This window comes from Chryseobacterium sp. WX (genome assembly GCF_029542485.1).
Classification (GTDB): Bacteria; Bacteroidota; Bacteroidia; order Flavobacteriales; family Weeksellaceae; genus Chryseobacterium; species Chryseobacterium cucumeris.
On sequence record NZ_CP120710.1, the window covers coordinates 1788456 to 1803891 of the forward strand.

The following is a 15436-nucleotide window of genomic DNA, read 5'->3' on the forward strand; positions in this document are numbered from 1 at the left end:
TTTTATCTGAATTGCGACATAGAGTCTACTTCTATAATTGCATCTGCAAAAGCTTTTGGAGCTTCCTGCGGTAAATTATGTCCAATTCCACCTGTTAAGGTATGGTGTGCATATTTGCCTGTAAATCTGGAAGCATAACTTTCCGGTGCGGGAAATGCTGCTCCGTTGGCATCACCTTCCAGAGTAACCGTTGGAACTGAAATGGACGGAGATTTTGCCAGCCTGGCTTCAAGTGCATCATATTGTTTTTCTCCTTTTGCCAATCCCAGACGCCAGCGGTAATTATGGATCACGATATCTACATGATCAGGATTATCGAATGCTTTGGCAGAACGCTCGTAGATCTGGTCATCAAAAGCCCATTTTGGTGAAGCCGTTTTCCAGATCAGTTTATTAAAGGCTAAAGTATTGGCTTTATACCCCTTATACCCTCTTTCCGTTGAAAAATAATACTGATACCACCATAACAACTCGGCATTCGGAGGCAAGGGTTTTTCATTGGCCTTTGGGCTTCCAATCAAATAGCCGCTTACCGCTACCAGTCCGGTGCATCGTTCAGACCACAGGGCAGCCATGATATCTGCAGTTCTGGCTCCCCAATCGAAACCGCCAATGATGGCCTTATCGATTTTCAGGGCATCCATAAAAGCAATGATATCCAATGCAACAGCACTCTGCTGACCGTTTCGTTTTGTATTGGGAGAAACAAAGGTCGTTGTACCATATCCTCTTAAATAAGGGACCAGAACACGGTAACCTTTTTCAGCAAGTATAGCGGAGGACTCTTCAAAACTATGGATATCATAGGGCCATCCATGAAGCAGGATAACCGGTTTTCCATTGGCCGGACCCACTTCTGCATACCCAACGTTCAATAACCCGGCTTTTATTTGTTTTGTGTTCTGAAAAGCGGATCTGATGTTTTCCGCATCTTTATCACCCGTGGTATACGTCTGTGCGTGTAAAGACAATAATCCTGTTCCCATAAAAATAATCAGGGACAAAACGGATTGTATTTTTTTACTGAAGTTCAATGTAGTATTCATAATAGTGATGTTTTGTGATGGTAAAATTATAGTAAAGCAGAGCCGGAATAAGAACAAATACTTTGAACAGGTCATATTAAACGTTGAATACTGATTTTCGGGCGGTAAACAAGACAGCTTCCCTACTCTTCTTCATTATTTTAATTTCAAAAGAAAGAATTTCCGGGGTATAAAAAAGTACCACATCTTGTAAAAACATCATGATAATCATTCTATTAAAAGTAAAATTGTTTATATTTAATTAGATATATGCAAAAAAAATTTCATGTTGTAAAAGGCAGGATAATTGCAATACTCTACAAAATCACACAAAATAAGACTTATGAATATACAGTTAGACCCACAATCTAAGACTGAAAAAAATGCTGTTGATCATTTCCGTTCAGATGTTTTGAACGGACTTCAAAATGCTCCTAAAAAATTATCTTCAAAGTATTTTTACGATAAGATAGGTGATCATCTTTTTCAGGAAATCATGGCCATGCCTTCCTATTATCTGACCCGGTGTGAACTGGATATCTTCAAAAATAAAACAGATGAACTTCTTGATCTGCTTATTCCCGGAAACGAACCTTTCGACCTGATTGAATTAGGGGCAGGAGACGCCATGAAATCGACCTACTTACTTGAACAGCTGATCAGGAAAGGGATTGACTTTACTTACATGCCGATTGATATCTCAGGAAATATCCTTTCGATACTCCACAAAAAACTAAGCAATCAGCTTCCGGAAATGAAAATTACCTGTCTGGAAGGGGATTATTTTGAAATGCTTCAAAAAGCAGCTTCCTTATCGGACCGGAGAAAAGTTGTTTTATTTTTAGGAAGCAATATCGGGAATATGACTCCTGAAGAGGCTGAAGACTTCTGTCTGCATCTGAATAGCAATCTATCCCCAAAAGATCGTGTATTGGTAGGATTTGACCTCAAGAAAAATCCGCACATCATTCTGGAGGCTTATAATGACAAAGAAGGAATTACCGCTTCTTTTAACCTTAATCTTCTGACCCGTATCAACAATGAACTGGGTGGTGATTTCGATGTGAAACAATTTCAGCATTACCAGACTTATGATCCTGTTACCGGAGCCTGCAGAAGTTTTCTGATCAGCCTTATCAGCCAGGATGTTATGATTGACAATACAAAGATTTCTTTTGAAGAAAACGAACTTATCGATATGGAAATTTCACAGAAATTTTCTCCTGAAAACATCAGGGAATTGGGCGAGAAATCAGGTTTTACCATCACAGGAGAAATCAAAGATGCTAAAAAATGGTTTTTAGACAGCATCTGGCAGGTAAAATAAAAAGAGATGATACACACAGCCAATCTGCAAAAGTGAAAAAATAAAACATCCTTATTTCATAGAATTGTAATCATTAAAAACTAAAAGACATGACACCAGAGATCATCGCAAAAGATATTACCAAAAAGTATCGGAACATCCGCAGACGTTCTGAAGAAATCTGTGCTCCGCTGGAAATCGAAGATTATGTAGTACAGCCGATTGTAGATGTAAGCCCTCCTAAGTGGCATCTTGGTCATACCACCTGGTTTTTTGAGACTTTCATCCTTACCCCGCATTTTCCGGATTACAAGGTTTTTGATCCACAGTATAATTTTGTTTTCAACAGCTACTATGAAACTATCGGAGCAAGGGTGATCCGGACCGACCGCGGAAACCTCAGCCGTCCTTCTGTTTCAGAGGTGTATCAATATCGAAAATATGTAGATGAGCATATGGAAGCTTTTCTTGAAAGCTCATTTCTGACAGAAGCTCTTGAACCGCTGTTGGAACTGGGGCTTAACCATGAGCAACAACACCAGGAATTATTAGTGACTGACATTAAATATATTTTAGGGCACAATCCGCTTTTCCCGGCGTATACAAAAGAAGAAAAACCCGGAAAAAACAACTCCGGAGATCTGGAAATGCTCAGGTTTCCTGAAGGAGTCTATGAAATTGGATATAAAGGAGATGGATTTTGCTTTGATAATGAATTAGGAAGGCATAAAGTATATCTTACAGATTTTAAAATTGCCAGCCGGCTTGTCACCAATAGTGAATATTTAGAATTTATGAAAGCAGGCGGATATGAAGATTTCAGACACTGGCATGCTGAAGGATGGGATTGGGTGAAACAGAATGCTGCAAAATCTCCGCTGTACTGGCATTATATCGAAAATAAATGGATGTATTATACCCTCAATGGCTTACAGGAAATAGACCCTGACGCCCCATTGTGCCATATCAATTTCTACGAAGCGTCTGCTTTTGCCTCATGGAAAGGAATGCGTCTGCCTACTGAAGAAGAATGGGAAACGGCTTCCGTTTATTTTGACTGGGGAACACGTTGGGAATGGACGAATTCTGCTTATCTGCCCTACCCTCATTTTAAGAAAGAAGCAGGAGCTGTAGGGGAATATAACGGAAAATTCATGATCAATCAAATGGTCTTAAGAGGAGCTTCGGAAGCTACTCCTCCGGGACACAGCAGAAATACATACCGCAATTTTTTTCAGCCTAATTTAAAATGGCAGTTCACAGGAATCAGACTTGCCCAGTAATTTTTTGCCGATGATCACAGTAGAATCAATTTCAAAAAGTTTTAACGGAAAAAAGGCAGTAGATCAAATTTCTTTTCAGGCATTTGATCAGGAGATTCTTGTTCTTTTAGGAACCAGCGGATGTGGGAAAACAACCACGCTTAAGATGATCAACCGTCTCATAGAATCAGATTCCGGAAATATTTTCATAGATGGCAAAAATATCCGTGATCAGAAGGCTGAGGAACTGAGAATGGGAATTGGTTTTGTCATGCAGCATTCGGGGTTATTTCCCCATTATACAATTCAGCAGAATATTGCAGTAGTTCCTGAGCTATTGAAATGGGACAAAAAGAAGACGAAAAGGAAAACGGATGAGCTTTTGGCCAAACTCCATCTTTCTGAAGAGGTACTTTCCCGGTTTCCCCACGAGTTGAGCGGCGGACAACAACAGCGGGTAGGTATTGCAAGAGCTTTGATTGCAGATAATCCTGTTTTGCTGATGGACGAACCTTTCGGAGCGCTTGATACGATTACCAAGGCTGATATTCATTCGGAATTTAAATCTCTGGAAGAACTTAAAAGTAAAACTATCATATTGGTTACTCATGATGTACAGGAAGCCTTTGAGCTGGGTCACCGGATATGTCTGATGGATCAGGGAAAAATTGTACAGACCGGTACTCCCAGAGAAATGCTTTACCACCCTGAAAATGACTTTGTGCGTGATTTTTTCACCAAAAACCGTCTTTTATTAGAGTATAAAGTAACATCGTTACATCACATCAGCCCGTTTCTTATACCAGAAAATGTATACTACAGACCCAACGGTACGGGTAGTAAAAGTGTATGGGATATTTTACAGCAATTGAGTTCGGATCACCAAAACGCTGAAGTGTATGAAGAAGTGGTTAGAGCGTTTAATCAGTATAGAAAATCACAGATGGTATGACGCAGCAGCAGAGTCTTTGGCAATTTATTGCGGAACAGCACGAAAAATTAACCACCCAGATCATTCAGCATCTTGGGCTTACCTTTTTGTCTCTGCTTTTGGCTATCATTGTGGGAGTGCCATTAGGAATACTGATTTCCAGAAAAAAGAAGCTTTCCAGTCCGGTGCTGGGCATCGCCGGAATTTTACAGACTATTCCGAGTATTGCCTTGCTGGGATTTATGATTCCTGTTTTAGGCATTGGTCCGAAGCCCGCCATTGCTGCTTTATTGATCTATGCCCTTCTTCCCATTATCCGGAATACCTATACCGGAATTACGGGTGTAGATCCAGCTGTGATTGAGGCTGCAAAGGCCATGGGAATGAACAGAAACCAGCTTCTTTTTAAGGTAAAGCTTCCCTTGGCCATGCCGGTTATTATAGCAGGTATCAGGACCGCTGCTGTTATTAATGTTGGAGTGGCTACTCTGGCCTCTTTTGTGGCAGCAGGAGGTTTGGGAGAGTTTATCTTCGGGGGAATTTCGCTCAACAATACGAATATGATTCTGGCTGGAGCCATTCCCGCGGCATTATTAGCTGTTTTTCTGGATCAGATTATTGCCATGATCCAGAAATCGGGTTATCGGTTCTTTCAAAAACTAAAATATATTCTTCCTGTTATCCTTATTATTCTGGGAATAGGATATGTTCTGATTTTTGGGTCACACCGTACGATTAAAGCGGGTTTTACACCGGAATTTATGGGGAGACAGGATGGTGATATCGGGCTTCGCTCAGTCTATGGACTCAATGTAAATCCTCTTGTGGTAAGTGATGCGATTATGTATAAGGCTGCTTATGAGAATGAACTGGATCTGATCAGCGGATATTCTACAGACGGCAGAATCAAAGCGTATGATCTTTATGTACTGGATGATGATAAAAAAATATTTCCTCCTTATTATGCGGCTCCCATTATCAAGACCAAAACGCTGAAAAAATTTCCGGAGCTGGAGAGAACCTTAAACCTATTGGCAGGAAAGTTCACAGATTCCATCATGACAGACCTGAATTACAGAGCTGATCATCTCCATGAAACCCCGGAAAAGATTGCAAAGGAATTTCTCATCAGAAATAGTCTGTATAAAAGTCCTGGAAAAAGAAATTCCGGAACAGTCAGAATTGGTTCAAAAATCTTTGGTGAGCAATATATTCTCGCAGAAATGTATACGATGCTTATTGAAGGGTATACAGATTATAAAGTGGAAACGAAAACGGGTTTAGGGGGAACAAAAATATGTTTTGATGCGTTAATGAATGATGCCATAGATTTTTATCCTGAATATACCGGAACAGGGCTTCTAGTGCTTTTAAAACCTTCCACAGAGACCATCAGCAATGTGTCCAAAAGTCCTGAGACAACCTATGAATATGTGAATACCGAGTTTGAAAAACAATATGGGATTCAATGGCTGAAACCGTTAGGATTTAATAATGCTTATGCTCTGATGATGCGAAGAAAGCAGGCTGAAGATCTTCATATCAAAAATATATCTGATCTTACCCATTATTTTGATCAATAGTCTTTGAAATCCATCAGTTTTTTTAAAAACCCTATCTTCGTATCTGAAAAAATTGACAAAATGAAAAAAATACTATTGCTGGCTTCGGTTGTATTGGTTCTCCAATCATGTGTGGTAAGAACGGCTACAAAAGTAGTATCAGGTGCAGTAAGCTTAAGTTATAAAGCGGTAAAAGGTACAGTAAACGGGATTAGCTGGGCCGTAAGCAAGGCTAAGGGAAAGATAGATGAAGACCGTCTGGATGGTACCTGGAAAGTAGTAGGTGTTTACCGTGGTTCTTTTGAAGATTTTTCAAAAGATCAGAATCCGGACGGAACATTTACTTCGGAATGTACGGAAGGTTTTGATCAGATTGTTTTCAAGGCTAAAAAGTCTAAATTCAAGCCCGTACACTGCAGTACACAGGATGAAGATTGGGTAAAATATTCTATGGAATTCGGAAAAAATCCTTCAACGAAAGAAAAGGAGAATTATATAGAGTATAATTCCAACAATTATATATCTGTGATTGATGTGACTAATAAAACTATGGTTCTGGAAGGCAATCTTATGCCTAAACAGGGATTTTCCGGTGGTAAGTTATATCTTCTTGAAAAAGTAAAATAGAACTAAGGGCTGCATTTTTGCAGCTGCAGTTTCTGTTCACTGTTTAAACCTTCAAAACGATGCATAATCTTACTCCTTTCTTCGAAACAGCACTATATCCTTTGTTTGATCTTACCGATGAGGAGAAAGAAATGATCCTTGCCGAAGCAAAAGTATGGCATCTGGAAAGCAACAGTTATGTCATACGGGAAAACTCAACGGCAGACAGCCTTTTTTTTCTTCAAAAAGGAGTTATCAGAAGTTTTTATATAAAAGACCATAGAGAGATCAACACTGAATTTTTCTTTGAACACGATTTTTTTACAGCACTGACAAGCTATCTGACCGGCGAAAAAACATCTCTTAATTTTCAATGTCTGGAAGCTTCAGAAATTATTATTCTTCCCAAAAAACTGACAGACAAGCTTTTAAAAGATCCGAAATGGCATCAGTTCATGAATCAAATCCTTACGAAAGAGTTTATTAAAAAATGCCGCCGTGAAAGCTCTTTCCTGCTTCAGGATTCTTATGAACGGTATCTTTATTTTCTTGAACAGTTTCCGCATTCTGAAACCAGAATTCCTCTTTTCCATATTGCTTCTTATCTGGGGATGAGTCCTGAAACCTTAAGCAGGATCCGAAGTAAAAAAATAAAGCAAATTGATTTAAGTCAAGTAAACAGAATCTGATTTTCTTCACTTTTGTCTAAATATTTTAATAATGGACAAAAGGGTACAATTTGATTTTGAAGTGTATTTTACCAATGGGGGAAGCCTTAAAGGGGAAGAATTCAGACTTGACATTGCAGGAGATCATATTACAGACCAGGAACTGATTGATTATATTATTGATGATCTCCGGCTTCTTATGGCTGGTAAAGTCAATATCCTGAATAAGCAGGTCATTAACGAACCCCATAAAAGAAAGACTGTACAACAAAAACCTCCTGTGGAACGGCTGATCGATCTGAGCCACACGATTGAAGAAGGACTTATTACTTATAAAGGGCTTCCCGCTCCTCACATCTGTGATTATCTCAGCAGAACGGAATCTCAGAAATTGTATGAGGAAGGAACTTCGTTTCAAATTGGTAAGATTGAAATGGTTACGAATACAGGAACTTATATCGACTGTCCTTTCCACAGGTTTGAAAACGGAAAAGACACCGCTGAAATGGAACTGGAAAAACTGGTTGAATTAGAGGCGGTAGTAATCCGGATTCCTTATACGGAAACATTGGAGATTACAGATCAATATCTCAGAAACCGGGAAATCAGAAATAAAGCGGTACTTATCCATACGGGATGGGATAGCCACTGGAATACGGAGACGTATTATGAAAATCATCCTTACCTTACGCAAAGCGCGGCAGAATATCTTAAAGACTGCCAGGTAAAACTTGTAGGGATTGACTCTCATAATATTGATAACACAAAAGGCAAAAACCGTCCCGTACACACCATTCTTCTGGGCGATGAAATAGTAATTGCGGAGCATCTTTGTCGTTTGGAACAGCTTCCTGATGAAGGTTTTACCTTTACGGCTGCCCCTCCAAAATTCAAAGGAGCCGGAACTTTTCCGGTAAGGGCCTTTGCTTCAGTACAACAAAACTTATAAAGAGTTTCCTTGAAAACAGCTCAAGAAATTGATAATGAAGATTATTTTAAAAACCGTTCTGCAATAAAATACCCGCTTCCCACCACCAGTAGTGGCAGTGCTATTGAAATCAGGATTAAAGGCCAGGCAAAAATTCTGAAATAGGTATATAAACTTACTGAGGAAGGATCCTCAGGATCGTAGATCACAGTCTCTGTTTCTCCAATGGCCCAGGCCGAGGGATTGGTTCCTTCCGCCAGTTCAAAAGTATGTTCCATATTATTTTGGGACCGGAAGGTAAAGACCGGACTGAATACGGTTCCCTCTGATTCATATTCCCTTAATGAGGTAACGGTTGCCGTTGCCTTTTCTGCTTTTTTTAAGAATGAAAGAGTATTTTTAAAGCTCATTAATGCTGCTGCAAACAGAATGATTCCTGCTGTAAGGATGATATAATATTGCCACATAGCTTTCGTTTTTTTTCTGTCCATACTATTTCATCCTGAAAACATATATTTTGATTATCTTTCTTGTTTTCAGATTGATACCCCGAAGATACAAAGATTTATGACATCATTATTTAACCCTTAAAAAACAATCTGTTATCTGGTTTCTATATCTACAATTTGCTTTCCTTCATTACCCAGATAATGAAGAACCAACTTCTCATATACTTTATAACCGTCATCAATATTGGTAAAAATTATAATTCCCTTCCCTGAGCCGGGTATGATGATGGCAATACATTGTGTTCCCTGATCAGCTCCGCCGTGGGATAAGGCATAATCACCGTTTCCAAGGTCGTATATCTCAAACCCCAGTCCAAAATATTTTTGATCTTTTACTTTGACCTGTTTTTTGATCATTTCCTGAAAAACATCCGGTTTCAGATTTTTCTTATTCATGACACTGACCATAAAGTTGCCGTAATCTTCAACCGTAGTATAAAGATCATCAGCCGCATTGGCCGTTTTGTTTTTTTCGGTTGGATAAGGTTTACCATCTTTATCATATCCTATAGCCAATCTTGATTCGTCGGTATTCTGATCCCAGATATAATGGGTATCATTCATCCCGAATGGCTGAAAAACAAGTTCTTTTGCCAGCTGATCCAGTGATTTTCCAAGCTTTTTTTCCAGTGCTTTCCGAAGGTATTCAAAACCTTCTCCTGAGTATTGGTATCTGGTGCCGGGATCAAACTGAAAATTCAGCTTTTTATCTGCATTCATCCATCTCCAGTTCGGGAAACCTGTCTGGTGGCTCAGGATCATTCTGGTGGTTAATTTTTGATGCCGTGGATCATTAGAAATATCGGGATCTATCCAGTAAGTATCAAGAGGTTCGTCCAGTTTCCACTTGCCTGAACTTATCAGGCGTAAGGCTACCATAGCTGTAACGGGTTTGGTAAGAGATGCTACATTAAATAAGGCATTATGAGGTACTGGAATTCCTTTCCTGATCCCGCCAAAAACTTTTACCTGCTGTAATTTTCCATCTTCGATAATTCCTAATCCCAGCGTTGGAATATTGTTTTCTTTCAACCAGCTTTTCATCGACTGATCGTTATCAAACATGGTTTCACTATCGGTAGTCTGCTTCGGATGGTGATTAAAGCTCAATGAATTTTTAAGCTTCCACTCATCATTTTCCAGTATCCATAAATGGGTAAATTTTGCTTCCCCTACTAGTTTCTCCGCCTGGCTCCCCATCTTTTCATAAAACAGATGATCTCCATTCTGAATGGCAGCATAGATCTTCCCGTCTTTATACATAGGATAAACTTCTGTGCTTTTATCAACCAGTACTCTTTTGAGCTGATAAGTTTCCGGGGATTTGCACAATCCGTTTTTAAAATCAATGATAAAATTTTTCCTGTCTTCGAAACCTCCTTTGTCGTGGTAAAATTCAAAACTATCGCTCAACAGATTTTCCATCTGCTTGATGTTGCAGGTATTGTAGCCTGTAGAAAAAAACAGGCTGTCTTTCGACATAATGGTTTTATAAAGGGGATCTGTTTTTTCTATCTGTGCCTGCATGACACTCATGAACAGCATTAAAAAAGGAAGGGTGAACCTTGAAAACTTTGTCATTGTTATTTTTTGACAAAGATTCAATTTCCTTTTGTTTTTCTGCTAAAAATGAACCCGACAAAAACCCGACAAAGTCATGACAGGCTTTATATCATACTGAATTTCAGTCTGAAATAGAGTTTTTTATTCTTATCTATTTCGGCTGCATTTCTAAGGATGATAAATACATTGGAAAGCACAATCAGGATCATCAGGATCAGGGTAAACTGTTTTCCGAACTTTAAAAAGATGCCAAGCATGAAGGTAATAGGCGCCATCACTGTCCAGATCATCTGAACTGAAATAATCTGTCTGGCCAGGCTGTTTCTCTGCTTCATACTATGCATGAGAATAAGCGGAACGAAAATGTTCAGTGGTGGTAAAAGGGTAAAGATGAGTGAGGAAAGATTAATGATTTTAATGTATGAATAATTGATTGGAGCGTCCTCTTCTTTTGCTTCTATTTCAACCTCATCTGTTTCTGAAATTGCTGCCGGCTGATCCTGCTGCAATTCAATCTCTTCTATTTCCAGAGCCTGAGCCAGTGATCTTAACGTATGTCCCTTCGGCTCTGTTCCGGATTCTATCCTTTGAATGGTTCTTACGGAAATCTTGGATTGTTCTGACAGCTCTTCCTGGGTCAGATTTTTTTGTTCTCTTATGGCTTTTAGCTTGGACATCGTTGGGGATATTCTGAAAAAAATGTTTTGGCTAATTTACAGTTTTCCTTATTAAAATTTTTTCTTACATCTACTGATATTTAAATTATTAATCATATAAAAAATAAGTGTATTTTTATTTAAAAATAACTTTCTATTTTTCAGTTATTTACAAACACTAACACCACATCAGTTTATGGAAAATACACTATCCAAATCCGAAATCAGGAAGAATATTGCTACTTATCTGATTCTTACTCTGCTTTTCTGTCTTCCAGTCTATTATATGTGTATTCGTACAGGAAAACTTGGCGGCGGAATGATCTCTTATGCAACAATTGTCATGTGGTGTCCTGCTATTGCTGCATTTCTTACCTGCCGTATCCGGAATATCCCCATTTCTTCTCTGGGATGGAAATGGGGACTTACAAAATACCAGATCATGGCGTACTGCATCCCCCTTCTTTACAGCTTGGTTCCTTACCTCATCATCTGGATCAGTGGAGCTGGCGGTTTTTACAATCGTGAATTTGTCGCGGAAATTGGCAAAGGAATGGGCTGGAATCTTCCAGATGGTCTCACGATCATTCTGTATGTTATTCTGATGAGTAGTTTTGGCATGGTACGTTCAGTAGGCTCTGCATTAGGTGAAGAAATAGGCTGGCGTGGTCTTTTAACTCCTCAGCTGGCCAAAATGAATTCTTATACTGCTACTTCTCTTTGGATGGGTGTAATCTGGTCGATCTACCATTATCCTCTCCTGCTTTTTTCCAATTATAATACAGGCGGACCTAAATGGCTGGCTCTTCTATGTTTTACGGTTATGATATTTGCAGCTTGTTTCATCTTTACATGGTTAAGATTAAAATCCGGGAGTTTATGGACAGGTGTTATTTTACATGCCAGTCATAATCTTTTTATACAGTCTATTTTTACTCCTCTAACTGCAGATACGGGAAATACGAATTATTATATTGATGAGTTTGGTATTGCGCTGCCTATTGCAACGGCTGTTGTGGCTTATTTCTTCTGGAGGAAGAGGAAAGAACTGGAGGATGATCATCCACTTTCAGCAACCTCCTGATTAAAAAGACAGCCTTTTATTGAAAGGGCTGTCTTTTTGATATATTATTAATTTTGAAAAATCTATTCCGGAGCAATTACTTCAATAAGCCGTATTCTGCTGAGCAGATCTTGAAATATTTCCTGGGTATCTCTGCTCTCACCTAACGAAATACTTAATCCCTCTCCTTCCTTATCTTCATTTTTAAGGCCAATTCTACCTGCTTTTTGGCCTTCACTGTTACTTATTTCTTCAAACGGTATTTCGTTATCTTCAAACCATGATTTAATTTTTGCTACCGCAGAATTACTATTTTTGGATGTTCTTTGTAAAACTAACTGCTCCGGCTCTCCAAAGAATCCTTTAGCATTCTTATTCAATACAAACTGCACGAGAAATTTAAACTGATGCTTATCAGGTCTCGCATACCATCTGGCCTGGCTGTATCCGCCCAAATGATGACGAACGGGTATCTCATTCGGGATATTATCGTTGGCAAATACCTTTGTATTCATTATTTCATGATGGAAAGTAAGATCAGTTTTAATATTTCCACCTTCTGTCCTATATTTTTCAGCCCATTCACTTATTCCTTTAAACTCTGTTTCTCCCATTGTTCTGTAGAATGTCATCGTATGGAGATCAGGACTGCCTTCTGTTCCGTTTCTCAATAAACCAAGTCTTTGCCTCATAAATTCTTTACTTTTACTTCCGTTATCCCATCTTCTTTCATGAAATTTTTTGATAAAAAACAATTGCTGCAGATCCCGATATACAGAAGATGTAACAACCTGGGTATTCATAATGATATTAACTTCATGCCTTTCCTTTTCGCTGACATCCCCATACTTTTCTTTTCTTTCATTTTCATACTTGTCACTTTCCCACTGATCATGGTTGAATTTATAGTCTCCTTCAGATAGATAGTCTGCGTTATAAATGTCAAGTACCTGAATGATATCTTTTATATCTCCTCCCATCAGCTCCAGGGTTTCCAGCATCTTTCTTTCGTTTTCCCTGCTGTTTATAAAGTAGGTATTGAAGACCTCCTGCACAGTCATTGCTTTTATCTTTCCGTTTTTCAGCCTGATTCCTATCTTAGCTTTGTTATTTGTTCCTTTTGCACTGAAAAACAAATCGTTGTATTTTCCTATAATGCTCATAATCGTTTTATTTAAGGTTATTTATTTGATTTCTGAAATTTTTCTCTATTCTGACTTCCAGAGTTTTTATCCATATAATAACACAAATTTCTGCGGAAACATTCTGACTCGTTAAAGGGGGAAAACCCATTTTTAGAAATTCAGGGTTTACCCTTATTTACAGGTAATGTATTTGTTTATTTCATTCATTAAGTTCTTAGATATCGTAAAAGAGTCATGATTAAAATTTCACTCATAGGAGAATTCCCTTATTTTTTAAAATTCCGTTTTTTCCCTTAATGAAGATTTATTTTATTTAATGAAATTTGTATCAGACAAAAGAGATCAACAATCTCATAGTCAATATTTAAATCAAAAAAAATAGTAACCCATTAAAACCAGAATATGGCAGAAACAGTAAACACCCAGACTACAGATGCAGTAACGCAGACTAACGTTACGGTACTTGGTGAGTCTCCCGCACAGGCTATGAGTATGCTTTACCAGATGGCCACGCATGCCAGTGGAATTTCCATTCAGAATTCTGTGACAAACCAGCAGAACTTGAACCAGCTCAACCCTGCGATTGTTGCAGATGCCATTAAAATTTTAAAAGGATAATTTAAAACCTTACCATCATGAGTGAAAACAACAGTGAAACCCAACAATCCCAGGCAGCCAATGCTACCACTCCGGCGGAGAAAGCTGTAGTATTTGTGAACAGTGAGGTATTGGCTCCGCCTAAAGCTTCTCCAATGACCGGAGTAACCAAAGTAATGATAGAACAGTCTACAGGAATGATGGTTCAGGATTTACAGTCATTCTTAAAAGGATTTGAGCAGGTAGGTTTAATTGCATTGAGCAGATTGGCTAATAATTTATTGACCTACGGAACGACTTTCGGGCCGGCTCCGGGCAATAAAGAGACCTCTGTTCAGATGGCTGAAAATATTCAAGGCCAGGATGCAGGAAAAGGCAATGAAATGATGAAAGACTTATTCAAAATGGTAAGTGATTATGCTGAAGTAAAGGCAAAAATTTCCAATACTATTTACAATGTCAATGCGCTTCCTGTCTCAGAAGCCCTTCCTTCTCCCCCATCTTACACGGAAGTTTCCTCTGAGGCTGAAGATCCTGAAAAAAAAAACGAGTAGATCCAGTTCCGGAAGAAGTCTCATCAGAAAAAGAGAGTATGAGAAAAAGCTCTATTACGGCTGATCATGGGGGAAAATTAGTATTAAAGTCAGTTAAACTGACACAGCCACTCGTAAAACCAGAGATTAAAGAAGCGGTAATTTCTTCTATAGAAACGGAAGTTAATCCCAAGAAAAGAACAATAATAGCCCAACTCATTGAAAAAATTAAAATAAATAAGAGATGAATTACTCCTCAGCAACCAAACCTGCCAAAATTTTAAACCTGGAAAGTTTAAATGATTTGAATGAAAGACTTTATCTGACCAAAAGCAATGATATTCTTTATCTGAATCCCAAAAGTACAGATATAAAAAAGAGCGATCATTCGGAACGTTTTGTATTTAATCTTCAGACCTCGGACATTAATATTCAGCCTTCCATAAGACTCGTCAGCTGTATCAACAGATTAGGGAAAAGGTACAATCATTTTCAGTGTTTTGTAGTAGAACCTAAAGATCAATCAACGGGGATAGCTGTGATCATGGTCAAACTGGATGATCCAAAAGCCTTTTACTGTAATGTGAGAATTTTACCTCTCAGCACTTTAAGTGAAGTAGCTTCTCCGGAAATTGACTCAAAGCTTCTTACCATCAATCTTGAAAAATCAAAATGTATACTCAAAACCGATATTACGATTACACCGTCTAATACAGGGGAAGCACAGTATGCGGTACATGATGTGGATGTGTCAGCTATTTCGGAACTGGTAAGCCAGAATGAAATCATAGAATTAAAAAGAGAACTGGAATTCCAGGCTTCCAAATTGATTGCCCACTATTTTCAGGAAATCCTGAGTATTATAGTAAACGAAACAACTCCAAATAACGGTACACCACCCGTGATTCCGGATGATTATGTCCTGACTCTTCCTTCCAACCAGCTTAAAGAAATGTTGTCGGCCAGTGCCATCTCAGCATGTATCGCTCTGGAGATTACCGGATATAATGTAGTGAAAGAAATCAACCGGGACTGGAGATCTGCTGCTGCATTTATTAATTATCTGCTGTAAAAAACAGATG

General features: G+C 38.6%; 17 protein-coding genes. 12 read left to right on the forward strand and 5 right to left on the reverse strand.

All coding sequences use genetic code 11. From position 1 onward, the window contains the following. Nucleotides 1–2: 2 nt before the first annotated feature. A complete protein-coding gene (locus tag PZ898_RS07975) occupies nucleotides 3–1046 on the reverse strand; it encodes an alpha/beta hydrolase (protein WP_277695248.1) in 1044 nt (347 codons plus the stop codon). 322 nt (nucleotides 1047–1368) lie between these two features. Between PZ898_RS07975 and PZ898_RS07980 the strand changes: the two genes are divergently transcribed. The 7 genes from PZ898_RS07980 (at nucleotide 1369) to PZ898_RS08010 (ending at nucleotide 8309) form a co-directional block, all read left to right on the forward strand. Continuing rightward, nucleotides 1369–2352, forward strand: a complete 984-nt coding sequence (locus tag PZ898_RS07980; protein ID WP_277695249.1) for an L-histidine N(alpha)-methyltransferase — start codon at nucleotides 1369–1371, stop codon at nucleotides 2350–2352. An 89-nt stretch (nucleotides 2353–2441) separates the two neighbouring features. After that, on the forward strand, nucleotides 2442–3614 hold the full coding sequence (gene egtB / locus PZ898_RS07985; RefSeq protein WP_062674673.1) for an ergothioneine biosynthesis protein EgtB: 1173 nt from the start codon (nucleotides 2442–2444) through the stop codon (nucleotides 3612–3614). Between the two features lie 10 nt (nucleotides 3615–3624). Then, on the forward strand, nucleotides 3625–4545 hold the full coding sequence (locus PZ898_RS07990; RefSeq protein ID WP_277695250.1) for an ABC transporter ATP-binding protein: 921 nt from the start codon (nucleotides 3625–3627) through the stop codon (nucleotides 4543–4545). Beyond that, nucleotides 4542–6107 (forward strand): glycine betaine ABC transporter substrate-binding protein, encoded by a 1566-nt coding sequence (locus PZ898_RS07995; protein ID WP_277695251.1) that lies wholly within the window; start codon nucleotides 4542–4544, stop codon nucleotides 6105–6107. Before PZ898_RS07990 ends, PZ898_RS07995 begins: the two co-directional genes overlap by 4 nt. A 60-nt stretch (nucleotides 6108–6167) precedes the next feature. Then, nucleotides 6168–6713, forward strand: coding sequence for a hypothetical protein (locus tag PZ898_RS08000; protein WP_277695252.1), 546 nt, complete (start codon nucleotides 6168–6170; stop codon nucleotides 6711–6713). A 59-nt stretch (nucleotides 6714–6772) separates the two neighbouring features. Then, nucleotides 6773–7381, forward strand: a complete 609-nt coding sequence (locus PZ898_RS08005; protein ID WP_277695253.1) for a Crp/Fnr family transcriptional regulator — start codon at nucleotides 6773–6775, stop codon at nucleotides 7379–7381. A gap of 31 nt (nucleotides 7382–7412) precedes the next feature. Continuing rightward, nucleotides 7413–8309, forward strand: a complete 897-nt coding sequence (locus tag PZ898_RS08010) for a cyclase family protein (protein WP_277695254.1) — start codon at nucleotides 7413–7415, stop codon at nucleotides 8307–8309. Between the two features lie 41 nt (nucleotides 8310–8350). On the opposite strand, the gene PZ898_RS08015 is transcribed toward PZ898_RS08010, so the two are convergent. The 3 genes from PZ898_RS08015 to PZ898_RS08025 form a co-directional block, all read right to left on the reverse strand. After that, nucleotides 8351–8779: a DUF3592 domain-containing protein gene (locus PZ898_RS08015; protein WP_277695255.1), complete on the reverse strand. Its 429-nt coding sequence runs from the start codon at nucleotides 8777–8779 to the stop codon at nucleotides 8351–8353. A 111-nt stretch (nucleotides 8780–8890) separates the two neighbouring features. Next, on the reverse strand, nucleotides 8891–10378 hold the full coding sequence (locus tag PZ898_RS08020) for a class A beta-lactamase-related serine hydrolase (RefSeq protein WP_277695256.1): 1488 nt from the start codon (nucleotides 10376–10378) through the stop codon (nucleotides 8891–8893). An 86-nt stretch (nucleotides 10379–10464) separates the two neighbouring features. Further along, on the reverse strand, nucleotides 10465–11037 hold the full coding sequence (locus tag PZ898_RS08025; protein WP_062674661.1) for a helix-turn-helix transcriptional regulator: 573 nt from the start codon (nucleotides 11035–11037) through the stop codon (nucleotides 10465–10467). 175 nt (nucleotides 11038–11212) lie between these two features. On the opposite strand from PZ898_RS08025, the gene PZ898_RS08030 reads away from it, so the two are divergent. Next, entirely contained in the window at nucleotides 11213–12100 is an 888-nt protein-coding gene (locus PZ898_RS08030; RefSeq protein WP_277695257.1) for a CPBP family intramembrane glutamic endopeptidase, read from the forward strand. Between the two features lie 62 nt (nucleotides 12101–12162). On the opposite strand, the gene PZ898_RS08035 is transcribed toward PZ898_RS08030, so the two are convergent. Next, nucleotides 12163–13242, reverse strand: a complete 1080-nt coding sequence (locus PZ898_RS08035) for a hypothetical protein (RefSeq protein WP_277695258.1) — start codon at nucleotides 13240–13242, stop codon at nucleotides 12163–12165. A gap of 384 nt (nucleotides 13243–13626) precedes the next feature. Here PZ898_RS08035 and PZ898_RS08040 point away from each other — a divergent pair, with 384 nt between their 5' ends. The 4 genes from PZ898_RS08040 to PZ898_RS08055 are packed head-to-tail and all read left to right on the forward strand — an operon-like array spanning nucleotide 13627 to nucleotide 15426. Further along, nucleotides 13627–13842, forward strand: coding sequence for a RebB family R body protein (locus PZ898_RS08040; RefSeq protein ID WP_034697211.1), 216 nt, complete (start codon nucleotides 13627–13629; stop codon nucleotides 13840–13842). A gap of 17 nt (nucleotides 13843–13859) precedes the next feature. Continuing rightward, the gene (locus PZ898_RS08045; RefSeq protein WP_062674653.1) at nucleotides 13860–14375 is read left to right on the forward strand and encodes a hypothetical protein; all 516 of its coding nucleotides are present in this window, start codon (nucleotides 13860–13862) and stop codon (nucleotides 14373–14375) included. Nucleotides 14376–14413: 38 nt separating this feature from the next. Then, a complete protein-coding gene (locus tag PZ898_RS08050; RefSeq protein WP_123279496.1) occupies nucleotides 14414–14602 on the forward strand; it encodes a hypothetical protein in 189 nt (62 codons plus the stop codon). Next, complete coding sequence (locus tag PZ898_RS08055) at nucleotides 14599–15426, forward strand: hypothetical protein (RefSeq protein ID WP_277695259.1); 828 nt, start codon at nucleotides 14599–14601, stop codon at nucleotides 15424–15426. Before PZ898_RS08050 ends, PZ898_RS08055 begins: the two co-directional genes overlap by 4 nt. Nucleotides 15427–15436: the final 10 nt, after the last annotated feature.